19 protein-coding genes are annotated in these 15,787 nt (G+C 70.9%); 12 read left to right on the top strand and 7 right to left on the bottom strand.

Annotated elements, in window-relative coordinates; translation table 11 throughout:
• The first annotated feature begins 151 nt into the window (after nt 1-151).
• From ABG085_RS12170 to ABG085_RS12160, 3 genes are read left to right on the top strand one after another with little or no spacing between them, the layout of a single operon-like run.
• Complete coding sequence (locus tag ABG085_RS12170; RefSeq protein WP_347976000.1) at nt 152-691, top strand: sigma-70 family RNA polymerase sigma factor; 540 nt, start codon at nt 152-154, stop codon at nt 689-691.
• Nucleotides 688-1,392: a hypothetical protein gene (locus ABG085_RS12165; RefSeq protein ID WP_347975999.1), complete on the top strand. Its 705-nt coding sequence runs from the start codon at nt 688-690 to the stop codon at nt 1,390-1,392. Before ABG085_RS12170 ends, ABG085_RS12165 begins: the two co-directional genes overlap by 4 nt.
• Before the next feature lie 49 nt (nt 1,393-1,441).
• On the top strand, nt 1,442-1,993 hold the full coding sequence (locus ABG085_RS12160) for an MOSC domain-containing protein (protein ID WP_347975998.1): 552 nt from the start codon (nt 1,442-1,444) through the stop codon (nt 1,991-1,993).
• Nucleotides 1,994-2,104: 111 nt separating this feature from the next.
• Here the strand turns inward: ABG085_RS12160 and fbaA are convergent, their stop codons facing one another.
• On the bottom strand, nt 2,105-3,136 hold the full coding sequence (gene fbaA / locus ABG085_RS12155) for a class II fructose-bisphosphate aldolase (protein ID WP_347975997.1): 1,032 nt from the start codon (nt 3,134-3,136) through the stop codon (nt 2,105-2,107).
• 297 nt (nt 3,137-3,433) lie between these two features.
• Between fbaA and glpX the strand changes: the two genes are divergently transcribed.
• Nucleotides 3,434-4,423 (top strand): class II fructose-bisphosphatase, encoded by a 990-nt coding sequence (gene glpX / locus ABG085_RS12150; RefSeq protein ID WP_347975996.1) that lies wholly within the window; start codon nt 3,434-3,436, stop codon nt 4,421-4,423.
• 161 nt (nt 4,424-4,584) lie between these two features.
• Nucleotides 4,585-4,797 (top strand): UDP-N-acetylmuramyl pentapeptide phosphotransferase, encoded by a 213-nt coding sequence (locus ABG085_RS12145; RefSeq protein WP_347975995.1) that lies wholly within the window; start codon nt 4,585-4,587, stop codon nt 4,795-4,797.
• A 9-nt stretch (nt 4,798-4,806) separates the two neighbouring features.
• On the opposite strand, the gene ABG085_RS12140 is transcribed toward ABG085_RS12145, so the two are convergent.
• Both ABG085_RS12140 and ABG085_RS12135 read right to left on the bottom strand, forming a co-directional pair.
• Nucleotides 4,807-6,138: a DNA recombination protein RmuC gene (locus ABG085_RS12140; RefSeq protein ID WP_347975994.1), complete on the bottom strand. Its 1,332-nt coding sequence runs from the start codon at nt 6,136-6,138 to the stop codon at nt 4,807-4,809.
• A gap of 52 nt (nt 6,139-6,190) precedes the next feature.
• Nucleotides 6,191-6,793, bottom strand: a complete 603-nt coding sequence (locus ABG085_RS12135) for a 3'-5' exonuclease (protein ID WP_347975993.1) — start codon at nt 6,791-6,793, stop codon at nt 6,191-6,193.
• A 75-nt stretch (nt 6,794-6,868) separates the two neighbouring features.
• Here ABG085_RS12135 and ABG085_RS12130 point away from each other — a divergent pair, with 75 nt between their 5' ends.
• Nucleotides 6,869-7,639 (top strand): class I SAM-dependent methyltransferase, encoded by a 771-nt coding sequence (locus tag ABG085_RS12130; RefSeq protein ID WP_347975992.1) that lies wholly within the window; start codon nt 6,869-6,871, stop codon nt 7,637-7,639.
• A gap of 29 nt (nt 7,640-7,668) precedes the next feature.
• Here ABG085_RS12130 and ABG085_RS12125 read toward each other — a convergent pair whose 3' ends face one another.
• Nucleotides 7,669-8,325 carry a methyltransferase domain-containing protein gene (locus tag ABG085_RS12125; protein ID WP_347975991.1) on the bottom strand — a complete coding sequence of 219 codons (657 nt, stop codon included), beginning with the start codon at nt 8,323-8,325 and terminating at the stop codon, nt 7,669-7,671.
• Between the two features lie 81 nt (nt 8,326-8,406).
• Here ABG085_RS12125 and ABG085_RS12120 point away from each other — a divergent pair, with 81 nt between their 5' ends.
• From ABG085_RS12120 to ABG085_RS12110, 3 genes are all read left to right on the top strand, one after another.
• Nucleotides 8,407-9,018 (top strand): dihydrofolate reductase family protein, encoded by a 612-nt coding sequence (locus tag ABG085_RS12120; protein ID WP_347975990.1) that lies wholly within the window; start codon nt 8,407-8,409, stop codon nt 9,016-9,018.
• 57 nt (nt 9,019-9,075) lie between these two features.
• Nucleotides 9,076-10,149, top strand: a complete 1,074-nt coding sequence (gene ychF, locus ABG085_RS12115) for a redox-regulated ATPase YchF (protein WP_347975989.1) — start codon at nt 9,076-9,078, stop codon at nt 10,147-10,149.
• A 66-nt stretch (nt 10,150-10,215) separates the two neighbouring features.
• Nucleotides 10,216-10,905 (top strand): alpha/beta hydrolase, encoded by a 690-nt coding sequence (locus ABG085_RS12110; RefSeq protein WP_347975988.1) that lies wholly within the window; start codon nt 10,216-10,218, stop codon nt 10,903-10,905.
• A 72-nt stretch (nt 10,906-10,977) separates the two neighbouring features.
• Here ABG085_RS12110 and ABG085_RS12105 read toward each other — a convergent pair whose 3' ends face one another.
• Nucleotides 10,978-11,328 (bottom strand): LysR family transcriptional regulator, encoded by a 351-nt coding sequence (locus tag ABG085_RS12105; RefSeq protein ID WP_347975987.1) that lies wholly within the window; start codon nt 11,326-11,328, stop codon nt 10,978-10,980.
• A 230-nt stretch (nt 11,329-11,558) separates the two neighbouring features.
• On the opposite strand from ABG085_RS12105, the gene ABG085_RS12100 reads away from it, so the two are divergent.
• Complete coding sequence (locus ABG085_RS12100; RefSeq protein ID WP_347975986.1) at nt 11,559-11,864, top strand: NIPSNAP family protein; 306 nt, start codon at nt 11,559-11,561, stop codon at nt 11,862-11,864.
• Nucleotides 11,865-11,880: 16 nt separating this feature from the next.
• Here the strand turns inward: ABG085_RS12100 and ABG085_RS12095 are convergent, their stop codons facing one another.
• Nucleotides 11,881-13,254 (bottom strand): NAD(P)-binding protein, encoded by a 1,374-nt coding sequence (locus ABG085_RS12095; protein ID WP_347975985.1) that lies wholly within the window; start codon nt 13,252-13,254, stop codon nt 11,881-11,883.
• 115 nt (nt 13,255-13,369) lie between these two features.
• Here ABG085_RS12095 and ABG085_RS12090 point away from each other — a divergent pair, with 115 nt between their 5' ends.
• Nucleotides 13,370-14,056 carry a phosphatase PAP2 family protein gene (locus tag ABG085_RS12090; RefSeq protein WP_347975984.1) on the top strand — a complete coding sequence of 229 codons (687 nt, stop codon included), beginning with the start codon at nt 13,370-13,372 and terminating at the stop codon, nt 14,054-14,056.
• A 75-nt stretch (nt 14,057-14,131) separates the two neighbouring features.
• Complete coding sequence (locus ABG085_RS12085; protein ID WP_347975983.1) at nt 14,132-14,932, top strand: DUF1206 domain-containing protein; 801 nt, start codon at nt 14,132-14,134, stop codon at nt 14,930-14,932.
• Nucleotides 14,933-14,959: 27 nt separating this feature from the next.
• On the opposite strand, the gene ABG085_RS12080 is transcribed toward ABG085_RS12085, so the two are convergent.
• A complete protein-coding gene (locus ABG085_RS12080) occupies nt 14,960-15,742 on the bottom strand; it encodes a patatin-like phospholipase family protein (protein ID WP_347975982.1) in 783 nt (260 codons plus the stop codon).
• Between the last annotated feature and the right edge of the window lie 45 nt (nt 15,743-15,787).

Below are 15,787 nucleotides of genomic sequence, written 5' to 3'. Positions count from 1 at the left end.
TAACGGCGGTGCGCTGTCGGGTGCGGGCGGCACGCGGCGTCGGGGTGCCGTGACCAGGTGCCAAAGGTCCATACTCGGATGACGGCACGGGCGTTGCGGCTCACCTGAACCTGCGGCTGCCACGTCTCGTGTCTCCTGCGGGAGGTGATGGATGCCGCACGACAGCGTGGAGAGTCGGGAGGGCGCCGCCGATCGTGACGCCGCTCGGCTGGCCGCTCTCTACGATGCCCACGCCGCCCCGGTCTGGCGCTACGTCGTGCATCTCACCGGCGATCGTTCCGGTGCCGACGACATCGTGCAGGAGACGCTGCTGCGGGCGTGGCGTACGCCCAGGATCCTCGAGCAGGACCCCTCGACCACGCGTTCGTGGATGTTCACGGTGGCCCGCCACCTCGTCATCGACGAGGCCCGCAGCGCGCGCCGCCGCCGTGAGATCGGCGTGGCGGAGGTGCCCGAGCGCATCGCGCCCGATGGGACCGACGCGCTGTTCGAGGCGATCATCGTCGAGGAGGCGCTGGCCGCATTGACGACGGAGCATCGCGCCGTCGTCGTGCGGGCCTATTACCGCGGGCAGTCGGTCGCCGAGATGGCTGACGAGCTCGACATCCCCGCCGGCACCGTCAAGTCCCGCCTCCACTACGGATTGCGCGCCCTTCGGCTCACCCTGCAGGAGAAGGGGCTGACGCGATGAGCACCGACCACGTCCGCTTCGCGGAATGGGATGCCGCGTACGTCGTGCGCGCGCTGGGCTCCGACGACCGCAAGCTCTACGAGGCGCACCTCGACGACTGCCGTATCTGTCGTGACGCGATCGCCGACCTCGCCCCGGCGATCGGTCTGCTGGCGCGCGTGGGGGTCGACCGCGCCGAGTCGCTCCTCGACGCGCCGGGTCAGGGCAGCGGCCTCGATCCCGCGACGCGGGCGCGGCTCGTGGCACGGGGCAGGCGCTACGCCCGCCGTCGGCGGGTGATCGCGTGGGGAGCCGGCATCGCGGCGGCGGCGGTGCTCGCGGTGGTGGTCGCCTTCGCGGTCACGACCTCGATCGTTCCGGCGGCGGTGCCCGAAGAGGTCGTCGCGCTCCAGCCCGTCACCGACGTGCCGCTGAGTGCGACGGTGGAGCTGACCGACGTCGCGTGGGGCACGCGCATCGCGATGGTCTGCGAGTACGCCTCCAGCGACGACCCCTCCGTCGCCGACCAGGAGTGGCCGTACGTGCTCGTCGTCACGTCGGCCGACGGCGCCACCAGCGAACTGTCGAGCTGGCGCGCCGGCCCGGGATCGACCGCGCACCTGGACGCCGGCACCGCACTGGACCGCTCCGATATCGCCGCGATCGAGGTGCGTGCCGTCTCGGACGGCAGCGTCCTGCTGCGCGGGGAGCCGGGAGAGTGAGGTCGTCCTGGCCTCGCGTGGGTACGGGCGCGCTGGCTACGATGAGCGGATGCCTCGCCTCGTCGCCGTCTGCGCTGTCCGGCGTCTGCACCCCGACCGCGGCTCCGTCGGCGTGACCGCCATCGACAAGGCCCCCGTGGACGGGCCGGTGCGCGTCGGGCCGTACGGCGTCTACGCCGACGTGCAGGCGGACCGCAAGCACCACGGCGGCGTGGACAAGGCGCTGTACGCGTACGCGGCGGAGGACGCGGCGTACTGGGAGTCGGAGCTCGGGCGGGAACTCCCGCCCGGATGGTTCGGCGAGAACCTCCGCGTCGAAGGGCTCGATGTCAACGGGGCGCTGATCGGCGAGCGATGGCGGATCGGCGACCGCGTGGAGGTCGAGGTGACGATGCCGCGGACGCCGTGTCAGACGTTCGCCCGTTGGGTCGGCGGCGACGCGGCGCGCGGCTGGGTGAAGCGCTTCTCGAGCGAACGCCGCCTCGGACCCTACCTGCGCGTGGTCCAGGGTGGGCGGGTGCAGGCCGGGGACGAGATCGTGGTGCTCCATCGCCCGGAGGGCGCTCCCGGGCTCCTCGACGTCTACCGCGACCCCGAATAGACGCTGCCTCCCGGCCGCCTCGACGAGATGCGGATGCCCCGGCGCCCAGCCCCTCGCAGGGCGGGTGCCGGGGCATCCGATGTTCACGGGCATCGCTGCCCGCGTGGGCTGTTACGCGGCGAGGCTCTTGCCCGCCGAACCGAGCTGCCGCGTCGCCTCGACGACGCGGGCCGCCATCGCCGACTCGGCGATCTTGCCCCACGCACGCGGGTCGTAGGCCTTCTTGTTGCCCACCTCGCCGTCGACCTTCAGCACGCCGTCGTAGTTCTGGAACATGAAGCCGGCGACCGAGCGGGTGAAGGCGTACTGCGTGTCGGTGTCGATGTTCATCTTCACGACGCCGTTGGCCACGGCCAGCGCGATCTCCTCGTCGGTCGAGCCGCTGCCGCCGTGGAAGACGAGGTCGAGAGGCTTCGGGCCGGTGCCGAACTGCGCGGCGATGCCCTCCTGGATCTCGCCGAGCAGCTCGGGGCGCAGCTTCACGTTGCCGGGCTTGTAGACGCCGTGCACGTTGCCGAACGTGAGGGCCGCGATCCAGCGGCCCTGGTCGCCGAGGCCGAGTGCTTCGACGACCTGCGAGACGTCGGCGGTCGTCGTGTAGAGAGCCTCGTTCGAGCCCTCGTGCTGGACGCCGTCCTCTTCGCCGCCGACGACGCCGATCTCTACCTCGAGGATGGCGTTGATCGCCTTGATGCGGGGGAGCAGCTCCTTCGCGATCTCGATGTTCTCGGCGAGCGGCACGGCCGAGCCGTCCCACATGTGCGACTGGAAGATGGGGTTGCCGCCGTCGGCGACGACCTGCTCCGATGCCTTGATGAGCGGCAGCACGAAGTCCTCGAGCGCCGGCTTGGGGCAGTGGTCGGTGTGGAGGGCGACCGTGATGGGGTAGCTCTTGGCGACCTCGTGGACGTAGGCGGCGAAGGCGAGGGCGCCGGTCGCGCGGGCCTTGACGGTGTGGCCGGCGAAGTAGTCGGCGCCGCCGGTGGTGACCTGGATGATGCCGTCGGATCCGGCCTCGGTGAGGCCCTGCAGGACGGCGTTGACCGACTGCGAGCTGGCGGCGTTGATGGCGGGATACGCGAAGCCACCGGCCTTCGCGCGGTCCAGCATGTCGGCGTACTGTTCCGGGGTGGCGACGGGCATGGGTGCTCCTAGATCTTCGCTGTGCTGAACGTGTCGGCTGAAGGGTTTCGGCTGAAAGTGCCGGCCGAAGGGTGTCGGGCGGAAGGGCGTCGGCGGAAGGGCGTCGGCCCCAGGCTGTCGATCCTTGCGGGCGTACTGCAAACTCTACCGAAGCGCCGGATCGCGCACGGATGCCGCTGCGCTGCGCCGCCGCGGGAAATCCACGTCCCTGCAGCATCGGAAAGAAATGCGATTCCTTCACTTCTGAAAGCGTGAAATTCCGGGGAATCGGGCAGCCGCCTGGCTAGGCTGACCAGCATGGTGAGTCTGACCGCGGACATGAGTCCCCTCCATCCCGACCGCAACCTCGCACTCGAGCTGGTGAGGGCCACCGAGGCCGCCGCGATCCGCGCTGTGCCGTTCATCGGCCGCGGAGCCAAGGAGGCGGCGGACGGAGCCGCCGTCGATGCGATGCGCGCGTTCTTCACCACCGTGAACTTCGACGGCACCATCGTCATCGGCGAGGGCGAGAAGGACGAAGCCCCGATGCTGTACAACGGCGAGCGGGTCGGGAACGGCCGCGGGCCTCAGGCCGACGTGGCGGTCGACCCGATCGACGGCACCTCGCTGACGGCCGCCGGGCGCAACAACGCGCTGTCGGTCATCGCCGTCTCGGACCACGGCACGATGCTCGACGCCTCCAGCGTCTTCTACATGGACAAGCTCGTCACCGGCCCGGCCGGAGTCGGAGTGGTCGACATCCGCCTTCCGATCGGCGAGAACATCCGTCTGCTGGCCAAGGCGCTCGGCAAGCCCGTCGACGAGCTGGTCGTGTCGGTGCTGCACCGCCCACGCCACGAGCGCCTCATCGAGGAGATCCGCGAAGCGGGGGCGGGCACGCGCCTGATGAGCGACGGCGACGTCGCCGGCGGGATCAACGCCGCCCGTCACAACGCGCGCACCGACATGTGCGTCGGCGTCGGCGGCAGCCCCGAGGGCATTGTGACGGCTTGTGCGATCAAGGCGCTCGGAGGTCACATCCAGGGCAGGCTCTGGCCGCGCGACGACGACGAGAAGCAGCGCGGCGTCGATGCCGGCCTGCGGCTCGACGGATACGTGTACGAGGCCGACGAACTCGTCAAGGGCAGCAACACCATCTTCGTGGCGACCGGGGTGACCGACGGCGCGCTCGTCGCCGGTGTGCGCCGCGAGGGCGGCTATCTGTACACCGAGAGCGTCGTGCTGCGTGGAGCGTCGGGGACGCTGCGGCGCATCTCGTCGGAGCACCTCGTCTCGAAGTGGCTGTGAGCTGACTGCATCTGAGGACGTGTCCCGCGGGGCAGCTGTGGCCGGTGTGGCAGATGATGCTCTTGTGACTGATTCGTGACCGCCGTTCACGGGCGACTCTGGCAGAATCGACTGTGGTGTCGATGGAGACATGATGGTGTTTCCGACGCGAGGAGTTGACGATGTCTGCGCAGTCCGCTGAACCGTCGTCGCCCCAGACGGGCGCGCATGCGGTGGTCGCCAATGCGATCGATCCGGCTCGTCGCCCCGACGTGCTGCTGCGCGTCCGGCGTGACGAGGGCCACGAGATCAGCGCCTGGTGGATGGTGGGCGCTTTCGTCGGCGTGTCCGCCGCCGTGATCGTGCTCCTCAGCTTCGTGCCGGGCGGCGCCTGAGCTCCGGCGCTAGTCGTTCGGCATGGCGATGCGCACGCGCACGTCGCCGAGTTCCGCGGTCGCCGTGGGCGTCGTGGTCGCCGTCGGCGGTGCGGGGGTCTCGTCGATGCCGGCGAGGGTCTCGTCGAGCAGTTCGGGCGCGGTGAGCCGGCGCGGGCTCTTGTCGATCGTGGCGGGTTCGCTCACCGCGTCGAGCTTCGTCGCATCGATGCCGGGGAACTTGCGCGCGCTCACCAGCACGCGGGTCTCGAGCGACCCGGCGAAGCGGTTGTAGCTGTCGACGGTCCGCTCGATCGCGCGCCGCAGGTCGTCGGCGTGCGTGGCGAGCGACCCGAGTCGCTCGTACAGCTGGTTGCCGAGGTCGAAGAGGGCTCGGGCCTCTTGCGACACGTCCTGCTGGGTCCAGGTGTAGGCGACCGTCTTGAGCACCGCCCAGAGGTTCACGGGCGACGCCAGCGCGACCCGCTTGCCGAACGCGTAGTCGAGCAGCGAGGCATCCTCTTCGAGAGCGGCGGCCAGCAGCGACTCGCTCGGAAGGAAGCACACCACGAACTCTGGGCTCGACGACAGGCCGGCCCAGTAGGTCTTGCGCGCGAGCGCGTCGACATGCGCGCGCACCGCCTTGACGTGCTTGTCGAGCAGTGAGCGACGTCGCGCCGCTTCCGCCCCCTGTGCGGTCAGCGGGATCGCGCTGGCCTCGAGGAACGCGTCGAGCGGCACCTTCGCGTCGACGGCGATGGCCTTGTCGCCGGGCAGGCGGATGACCATGTCGGGGCGGCCTGCACCGGCATCCGTCGTGATCGATGCCTGCAGGTCGAAGTCGACATGTCGGGTGAGGCCGGCCGCCTCGACGACGCGGCGCAGCTGGGTCTCGCCCCAGACCCCGCGCGTGCTGCCCGAGCGCAGGGCGCTCGCCAGCGACTCGGTCGTCACGCGCAGGGCCTCGTCGGACTCCTGCGCACGGCGCAGCTGCTCGGCCAGCGTGCCGAACTGGAGGTGCCGATCGCGCTCGAGGTCGTCGACCTTGGTGTGCATCGCGGCGAGCGTCTCCTGCACGGGGGCGAGGGCCCGCAGCACGGACTGCTCGCGCCGCTCCCGCTCCTCCCGCGCCGCCTGGTCATGGCGCGCCTGGCTCGCCAGCTCGCGGTACAGCAGCTGCTGGTGCTCGAGCTGGGCCTGGACGCCCTGACGCGCGGCTTCAGACCCCGCCAGCTGCGCCGTGAGTGCTGCCTGCTCTCGGGCCGCGCGGGCGGCACCGCGCGCGAGTCCTGCCGCCCATCCGGCCACGGCACCCACGACGATGCAGGCGATCACCACCACACCGATCACTGCTGCGTCCATGCCTTCAGAATGACCGAGGCCTCCGACATGACGCTCGCACCGCGCTGGGGCTTCAGGCGACGGCGAACGAGACGGCGGGGGCCTGGGTGATCGCGATCTGCGACACGCGCACGCCGACCGCCTCGGTGAGCGCCTCGATGTCCGCCGCGCCCAGGCGGCGCGCGGCGTCGATCATGACGTGGGCGCAGGCGAGCGCGTCGGCCGTCGCGTTGTGGTGCGGAAAGTCCCCGAAGCCCGCCTCGGCCGCGACGAACGGCAGCCGGTACGACTCGAGCCGGTAGACCTTGCGCGCGACCTGCAGGCTGCAGGCGTAGCGGTAGGCGGGGCAGTCGTCGCCCGTCGCGTCGCACGCGCGCTTGAGCACGGCCATGTCGAAGCCGGCGTTGTGCGCCACCAGGATGTCGTCGCCCGCGAAGGCGATGATGTCGGCGAGCTGCCGGCTCCATGGGGCGGCGTCGGCGACGTCCTCGGGCTGGATGCCGTGGATGCGCACATTCAGCTCGAAGAACACGTCGTGACCGGCGGGCGGGCGGATGAGCCAGCCCGTCTTGTCGACGACCCGGCCGTCGCGCACGCGCACGAGGCCGACGGCGCAGGCGGAGGCGTTGCTGGAATTCGCCGTCTCGAAGTCGATCGCGGTGAAGTCCAATGGCACCTCCCCAGACTCACCCGGCACAGGCCGCGCCGACGGAAGGCGCGCCGCACGAGGGTGTCGGCATAGGGTCGGATCATGGCCAGCCGCGAGGAGATGTCGCTGTCGTTCGGGTCCGCCGCCGGAGCCTACGAGTCGGGGAGGCCGGACTACCCCCGCGAAGCGGTGGACTGGATGCTCGCCCCCGTGCGCGACGAGGGCCGCGCGCTGCGCGTCGCCGACGTGGGCGCCGGCACCGGCAAGCTCACCCGCACGATCGTCGAGGCGGGCGCCGAGGTCGTCGCGATCGATCCCGACCCCGACATGCTCGCCACGCTGCGCGGCAACGTGCACGGCATCCCCACCTTCGTGGGCACGGGCGAGCGGATGCCGCTGCCCGACGCCTCCGTCGACGCCGTGCTGCTCGGACAGGCGTGGCACTGGGTCGACCCGGTCGCGGCCTCCGCGGAGGCCGGGCGCGTGCTCCGCGCCGGCGGCGTGCTCGGCCTCGTGTGGAACATCCGCGACGAGTCCGACCCCTGGGTCGCGCGGCTCACCGCCGCGATGCACGGCAGTCACGCCGAGGAGATGCTCGCGGGCGACGGGCCGCAGGTCGCCCAGCCGTTCGACGGCCTCGAGGCGAGGTCGTGGAGCTGGACCCGCTCGCTCTCCCGTGCCGCCCTGCTCGACATGGTCGCCTCACGGAGCTACATCATCACCGCTTCCGACGCCGAGCGCGCCAGGATCCTCGCCGCCGTCGGCGACCTGTTCGACGAGCGGCGGCGCGCGGAGCCGCACGGAGCGGGCGACGGCGCCGAGACGATCACGTTGCCGTACGTCACGCGCGCGTACCGCAGCATCCGTCCCTGACGCCGCGGGTGCGGGCACCGACGGCGTCGTCAGATGCGAACCGTCCCCACGACGTGCCACGGTCCTCTGCGCTCGCGGAACCGGGGCTCGAACCCGCGTTCGCGCAGCACGTCGACCATCGCATCGGGCGCGTGCGCGAACGCGCGGTACGGATTGCCCGTCAGCGTGTACCACGCGTTGATCATGCGTGCGGCGAAGCGCATGCCGAGGCTGTGCGTCGGATGGCTGAAGACCACGGCGCGGTTGCCTCGGCCGGCCGCGGCGCCGAGCAGCCGACGGTAATCGGGGTAGCAGCAGACGACCCGATGCAGGACGACGATGTCCGCCCGATCCACGGCCTGCGGCGTGCCCGCGAGGTCGACGCCCAGCACACGCGTGACGCGTTCGCGGAGTCCCGCCTCATCGAGCAGCCGACCCGCCTCGGGCTCGTACGCCGACGACAGCTCGACGTTCGTGGCGTGGGCAGCGCCGCGCTTGAGTGCTTCGAGCTGGATGTCGCCGATGCCGCCGCCGATCTCGAGCACGGAGGCGCCGTCCAGGCCGATGGATGCCGCGAACGAGAGGATCAGCTGCGCGCTGGGCGTCAGCCCCTCGTTGCGGTAGCGACGCGCGAGCCCGCGTGCGAACCGCGCGTCGAACTCGCGCTCGTATCCGTCAGGCGTCTGCGGTGCGCAGCAGTCGTCCATGGCGTCAGTATCGTCCGGCGGCGACGGCCGGGCAACGGGTGCGGTCCTCGGGTGTCCTCGGGGCGGAGTACCGTGTCGCGGATGCGCACTCTCACCGTCTGCAACTTCGTCACCGTCGACGGCCGTTACGAGGACGACGACCACGACATCGTCTCGTTCTTCGAGCACTGGCACCCCGATTACCACGGTGCGGACACGTTCGACCACTACACCACGGCGCTCCTGCGGGACTCCGACACCCTGCTGCTGGCCGGCCGCCGCTCGGCGCTCGGGAACCTCGGCTACTGGACCAGCGTGCGCGCGGACCCCGCCGCGACCGCCATCCGCCGCGAGTTCGCCGAGCTCATCCTCGGTGTCGAGAAGATCGTCGTCTCGGACACGATCACCGATGCCGACGTCGCTCCCTACGAGAACGTCCGCATCGTGCCCGTCGCCGCGGCGCGCGCAGAAGTCGCCGCGCTGAAGGAGCGCGAGGGACGCGGCATCCTGATCCTGCTCGGCCGGGTGCTGTGGAACGACCTGATGCGCGCGGGACTCGTCGACGAGCTGCACCTGGTGACGTTCCCGCTGATCGCCGGATCGGGGGTCCCGCTGTTCGACGATCGACCGCCGGTCGCGCTCAAGCTGCTGGAGACGCGGGTGTGGGAGGAGAGCGGCAACGTGCTCATGCGCTGGCGCGTCGACCCCGACTGACTCTTCCGGTGCAGGCGGGGCAGGGTGCGGCATCCCTCCCACGTAGACTGGATGCCCGTGGCTCTCACCATCGGAATCGTCGGACTCCCGAACGTCGGCAAGTCGACCCTCTTCAACGCGCTGACCAAGAACCAGGTGCTCGCGGCGAACTACCCGTTCGCCACGATCGAGCCCAACATCGGCGTGGTCAACCTGCCCGACCCTCGGCTCGACAAGCTGGCGGAGATCTTCCACTCCGAGCGCATCCTGCCCGCAGCGGTGTCGTTCGTCGACATCGCCGGCATCGTGCGCGGCGCCTCGGAAGGCGAGGGGCTCGGCAACAAGTTCCTCGCGAACATCCGGGAGGCCGACGCCATCGCCCAGGTGGTCCGGGGATTCGCCGACGACGACGTCGTGCACGTCGAGGGCGCGGTGAACCCGAAGAGCGACATGGAGACCATCAACGCCGAGTTGCAGCTCGCCGACCTCGAGACGCTCGAGAAGGCGATCACCCGGTACGAGAAGGAGGTCAAGGGCCGCAAGCTCGACCCCTCGGTGCTCGCCACGGCCGTCGAGGCGAAGGACGCCCTCGAGCGCGGCGTCCTGCTGTCGGCGTCGGGAATCGACCTCGCCCCGATCAAGGAGCTGGGCCTCTTGACCGCGAAGCCGTTCATCTTCGTCTTCAACGTCGATGAGGCGGTGCTGACGGATGCCGCCCGCAAGGCGGAGCTCGAGGCGCTGGTCGCGCCCGCCCATGCCGTCTTCCTCGACGCGAAGATCGAATCCGAGCTCATCGACCTCGACCCGGAGGACGCGGCGGAGCTGCTGGCATCGACCGGCCAGGAGGAGTCGGGCCTCGACCAGCTCGCGCGCATCGGCTTCGACACGCTCGGCCTGCAGACGTACCTGACCGCCGGGCCGAAGGAGGCCCGCGCCTGGACGATCGGGAAGGGCTGGAAGGCTCCGCAGGCCGCGGGCGTCATCCACACCGACTTCGAGAAGGGCTTCATCAAGGCCGAAGTCATCTCGTTCGACGACCTCGTGGCGACCGGCTCGGTCGTGGAGGCGCGCTCGAAGGGCAAGGCCCGCCTCGAGGGCAAGGACTACGTCATGCAGGACGGCGACGTCGTCGAGTTCCGCTTCAACGTCTGAAGCCCCCACCGCGTCCGGCCGGGCGCGACGAACCCACGAACGTGCACGCGAGAGGACCCCAGAACCTTGGCTGAAACCCAGATCTTCGAGCCCGACGGCCGTGCGATCCCCTACGTCGACGAGCGGGCCAACGGCCCCGCCCTCGTGCTGCTTCCGGGGCGCGGCCTCAACATCAGCTATCTGGGTCCGCTCACGCACGCGCTGGCCGAGGAGGATTTCCACGTCGTCCGCATCGGCCCGCGTCATCCGCGTGCCGCCGCCGACCAGGTGGTCTCGATGCACGATCTGGCCCAGGACGTCGTCGACGTGATGGAGCACCTCGGACTCGCGAGCGCCTGGGTCGGCGGCCACGCGTTCGGCGGCTCGGTCGCGCGGGCGGTCTCGCTCGACCACCCGGGACGGGTGAACGGCGTGCTGCTGCTCGGCGTCGAAGGCGCCGAGTCGACGGACGAGCTCGGATCCGATATGTCGGAGATCCCTGCGCAGGCGCGCGATGCCGAAGTCGAGTCGATGCAGCGCAGCGCGCTGGAAGCGACGCCCGAGCTCGAGTGGTCGTCCCTCGCACCGGCCGTGCCGGTGCTGGTCGTGCAGGGCACCGAGGACCGGATGACCCCGCCGTCGAACGGCGAAGAGCTCCAGGCATCCGCACCGGATCGCGTGAGTGTCGCGCGCGTCGAGGGCGCCGGGCACCTGTTCCCCGTGACCCACGTCGGTGCCACCGCGTGGCCGATCGAGGACTACCTCGACTGGGACTGAGCGGCATCCCGCAGCGCCCGCGCCGAGTATTCGCGCATCGGCCGCGCGTCTGACGTCCGGACGGCGACCGCTCTAGCGGCCCTGGCGCTTCTTGAACGGCTTCGGCTGGCCCTTCACCGCCGGAGCCCGACCCTTGCCCTTCGAGGCCTTGGCCTTGCCGCCGGCGGGCACGGCCGGCTTCGGAGCGGACACGGGCGCCTCGGCGATCCGCCGCTGCGCCTCTTCGAGCAGCAGGACCCCGGCCGGCGTCAGCGACCAGCTGGGTTTGCCGCGGACGATCAGCGGGTGTCCGACCTCGGCCTCCAGCTTGTCGATCGACGAATACAGCGCGGCGAGCGGGATGCCGAGCGCCTGCGCGGCGCGCGGGAAGTGCAGGTCTTCGGCGACGACGGTGACGAACCGTTGCAGCAGGGTGATGTTCACAGAGGGCCTTCCGTCGCCGGCGTCTTCAGGATACGGCGGTATCAGGACCCTCCGCGTTCGGTTCGCCCTCGGCACCGCGGCAGAGGGTGGGCGACGTCCTGCCAAAGGTGGACGCGATTCCGCCAGCCGCGGCCGATGGGCCGCCCCGTCGACAGTCGGGGACCCACGGTCGGCGACAATCGAAGACGGCCCACGGCGCGACTGCCGGCCCGACGGACGAACGGACACCCATGATCACCATCCACCTGCGCTACGAGATCGACCCCGACAAGCTCGAGGAGTTCACGCAGTACGGCCGGGAGTGGATCCGGCTCGTCAACAGGCTCGGCGGCACCCACCACGGCTACTTCATGCCCGGCGAGGGCGACAGCGACGAGGCCTTCGCGCTGTTCACCTTCCCGTCCATGGCGGACTACGAGGCCTACCGCATCGCTTCCCGCACCGACCCGGAATGCGTGGCGGCCTTCCAGTTCGCGCGTGACACGCAGTGCATCCGCCGCTACGAGCGCCGCTTCCAGACCCCGGTCTTCGACTGACAGGGATCCCGCGGCGTCACCCGAGGTCCGCGAGCGCCGCGAGACGCGCGCGTCCGGCTCCGATGGTCTGCTTCAACCGGTCGCGGGCGCCGAGCACCGACGGATCGTCGGTGAGCTCCGCGGGGATGCGGGCAGGGTTGAGCGGCGTGGTGTTCGACCACTCCCGCAGGTCGGCCTCCCTCGTCATCGCCAGCGACGCATCCCCGCCGATCACCTGCATGGTGGTCCAGTCGGCGGGCGTGTTCGAATACGGCGACGGCTTGCAGACGCGGTTCTTGTCGGCATCGTCGTCGCGCGTGGCCTCCACATAGCCCGCGAGCGCCGCCCCGAAGCAGGGGAACCCCACCCGGACCGGCTGCGGGGTGATCGCGGCCGGCGTCCAGATCGGCCGCAGGCCCGGGTATTTGAGGCCCTCGGCCGCGCAGTGCACGACGAGCGTGTCGAGAGGGACCCGCACCTCACCGTCGGCGAAGACCAGGCGTCCGGGAGCGACGGCGCGCAGGTGGCCGCGGCGGACGACGTCGTCGATGGTGCGGACGAGGTCGAGCTCCCACGTCGCAAGGGTCGGGGTCTTGGCCATGGTCGGCGTCACCGTCGGGTCGATGCGGAGCATGATCCCGGCATCCTCCATCCGGAGGAACACGTCGTCGGGGCTCGTCGCCTGCGCCGCCGCGGCCATCGTGTCCGCGGCCATGCCGAGGAAGACCCGCGGGTCGGGCTGCACGACGGCGCGATTGAGCAGCCAGGGGTCGCGCGGGCGCACCCAGGTGATGGCGCTCGGCGAGACGCCGTTCTGCAGCAGCCACACGCACGTGTCGGTCGCGGTCTTCCCCGCCCCCACGATGACGTAGTGCTCGGGGGCGCGCGACATGCGGACCAGGTCGTTCACGGGGATGACCCGGGCGCCGTCGTCGACGGCGAACGGCGGGGGAGTGAGGGCGGGGATGTCGGGCGACAGATACGCGGCATCCACCACCCGCGCACGGGGCGCTCGGTACCGTCGCCCGCTCAGGAGCGATGCGAACCGGCGGTCGCCCAGGTACTCGGAGCGCCCGTGGAACACCACCTGCCCGTTCGCCGTCAGGCGGGTCAGCACCCGCGCGTAGTACTCCGTGACCTCGGCGGCACGCGCGCGTTCGTGCAATCCGCGCTCGGGGCCGTCGGACTGCACGCGCCCGCCGCCCAGCAGCGTCGACGCGACGCCGTAGAACGCCGAGGCCTGGTGCAGCCGCACGAATCCGTATGCGTCGAGCCAGTGGCCGCCGGCGCCGTGGCGACGGTCGACGATCGCGACCGAGACGTCGGCGTGGGCGGTCAGGGCGTCGACGAACGCCATCCCCATGGCTCCCGCGCCGACCACCAGGTAGTCGACGTCGACGATCGCCTCCATGCGCTCATCAGAGCAGTGGCGATGGACGGCGTCAATGGGCCGCCCCGCGTTACACCGATGCGCGACCTGGGGCAAGTGCGACGGCGGCCCGGCCCGGTGCACCCACAATGGGCTGGTGACCGACGACGAACGTCAGGGGACAGCGCCGTACGCGGCCCCGCCCCTCGAGCAGCTTCCGCACCCCGAACCGCACCGGGCCGTCGTCCTCGTCGTGGGGGTGGTCGCGACGGTCGCCTTCGTCGTGCTGCGCTTCGTCGTGGCACTCGGCGGGCATGAGCCGCTTCCGATCGACCTGTGGTGGCACGACCTCATGGTGGCGACCGTCAGCGAGGTCGGCATCATCGCGGCATGGGTGCCGGCGATCGCCGGTGGCATGATCGGCATGATCGTGATCGGCATCCTGCTCGTCGCGGTCTTCCTGTGGCAGCGAAGGCGATGGGATGCCGTGACCCTTGCCGGCGCCATCATCGTGGTCGTCGCGATCGGCGCGCCCATGGCCGCCATCATCGCGCGCGTGCGGCCCGCCGACTCGCTCGCCGAGAGCGTCGCCACGTCGTTCCCGTCCGGCCATACCGCGGTCGCGACGACGATGGCGGTCACCCTCGGTCTGCTGCTGCGGCGCTGGTACGTCTGGCTCCTCGGCGCGATCTGGGTGCTCTACATGATGTGGAGCCGGACCTATCTGCAGGCGCACTGGCTGAGCGACGTCGTCGCCGGGATGCTGGAGGGCGTGGCGGTGGCCACGCTGGTGTGGAGTGCCGTCCAGGCCTACCGGATCCGGCGGACGATGTCGTCGTCGTAGTCGGCCGCCTGATGCCTGGATCGCGCCCGATTGCAAGCCCCAATTTCGGCGCCGGCACCTCGATACGCTTCCGCCATGACCACTGCCAAGAACGCGGCACGCACCGCGACGGAATCGCCCGCCTTCCGTACGATCGCCCGCATCGGCTACGTCGTGCTGGGTGTGCTGCACATCGTGATCGGCATCATCGCGATCTCCGTCGCGACGGGCGGTGGGGGCCAGGCCGACCAGGGCGGTGCGATGGAGATGATCCGGGATTCCCCCGCCGGCGTGGCGCTGCTCTGGGCGATCGTGATCGGGCTCGTGGCGCTCGCCGCGTGGCAGATCGCCGAGGCCTTTCTCGCTCGGGATGCGGACGCCAAGAAGAAGTGGGGTCATCGGGTCAAGTTCGCCGGCACCGCGATCGTCTACGTCGCGATCGCCCTCACCGCGCTGGTGTACGCCGTGGGAGGCCAGTCCGACTCGTCCCAGTCGTCGCAGGGCCTCAGCGCGCAGCTGATGGCCAGCACGGGCGGCATGATCCTGCTGGTGCTGATCGGGCTCGTCGTGCTCGCCATCGGGATCGCCTTCGTCGTCCGCGGGTTCACCCGGGCGTTCGAGAAGCACCTGGATCTGCCGGCCGGCACCGTCCGCAAGGGCATCGTGACGTTCGGGGTGGTCGGCTACGTCGCGAAGGGCGTCGCCGTCGCCGTCACCGGCGTGCTCTTCATCGTCGCGGCCTTCACCAACGACCCTGAGAAGGCCGGCGGACTGGACGGCGCCCTCCACGCGCTCGCCGAGCTGCCGTTCGGGCCGGTGATCCTCTGGGTGGTCGCGGCGGGTCTCATCATCTACGGACTGTTCTGCTTCGCGCGTGCCCGCTACGCGCGCATGTGAGCCGCTCCGACGCCCATCCGCCCGGGATCAGCGGGCCTCCGGCTGCCCGTCATCCGACGCCGCGACGCTCCGCCCTTCCCAGTCCGCGTCGTCCAGCGCCGAGATCGCGGCGCGGCGCCCCTCGCCGATGAGGCGCGGCACGTCGGACATCGTCCACTGCGCCATCCCCTCCATCTCCGGCTGCACGAGCACGACCGACGGATCCTGTACGAGGTCCGCCGTGCGGGTGACGGTGCGCATCATGCGCACGTTCTCCCATTTCGCGTGCAGGCGCACCACGATGACGCGGGACGCGCCGAGTTCCCGGGCGGCCGCGACCGGCACGTTGTCGATCATCCCGCCGTCGGCCAGCAGTTCGCGACCTCGCCTCACGGGCGGAAGCAGGCCGGGGACGGCGACGGTCGCCCGCAGGGCGAAGCTGAGCGGACCGGTGTCGATGATCACGCCTCGTCGCGTCCGCAGATCGGTGGCGAAAGCCGCGAATCGTCGCGGCAGCTCCTCGATGAGCGGATCGTCGCCCAACGTGCGCGACACCGCGTCGACGATGGCCGTCGTGTCGAGCAGGCCCCATCGCGGAGCCAGCGACCAGCGTGCGATGGCGCCCCAGCGGAATTCGCGCGCAGCCCGGTCGAGAGCCTCCTGCTCGACGCCCGCGGCGTAGGCGGCGCCGACGAGGGCGCCCGAGCTGGTTCCCGTGACGATGCCCGGTCGGATGCCGCGCTCCGCGAGGACCTGCAGGACACCCACGTGCGCGGCGCCGAACGCGCCGCCGCCGCCGAGCACGAGCCCGAGATCAGGGTCGTCGCCCACGTGGTCCTCCGCTCGTCGTGCGGAGCCAAGCTAGCACCGCGCACA

The organism is Microbacterium sp. ProA8 (genome assembly GCF_039905635.1).
In the GTDB taxonomy this organism is placed as follows: domain Bacteria; phylum Actinomycetota; class Actinomycetes; order Actinomycetales; family Microbacteriaceae; genus Microbacterium; species Microbacterium chionoecetis.
This window is presented reverse-complemented; position numbering and strand designations above follow the sequence as displayed.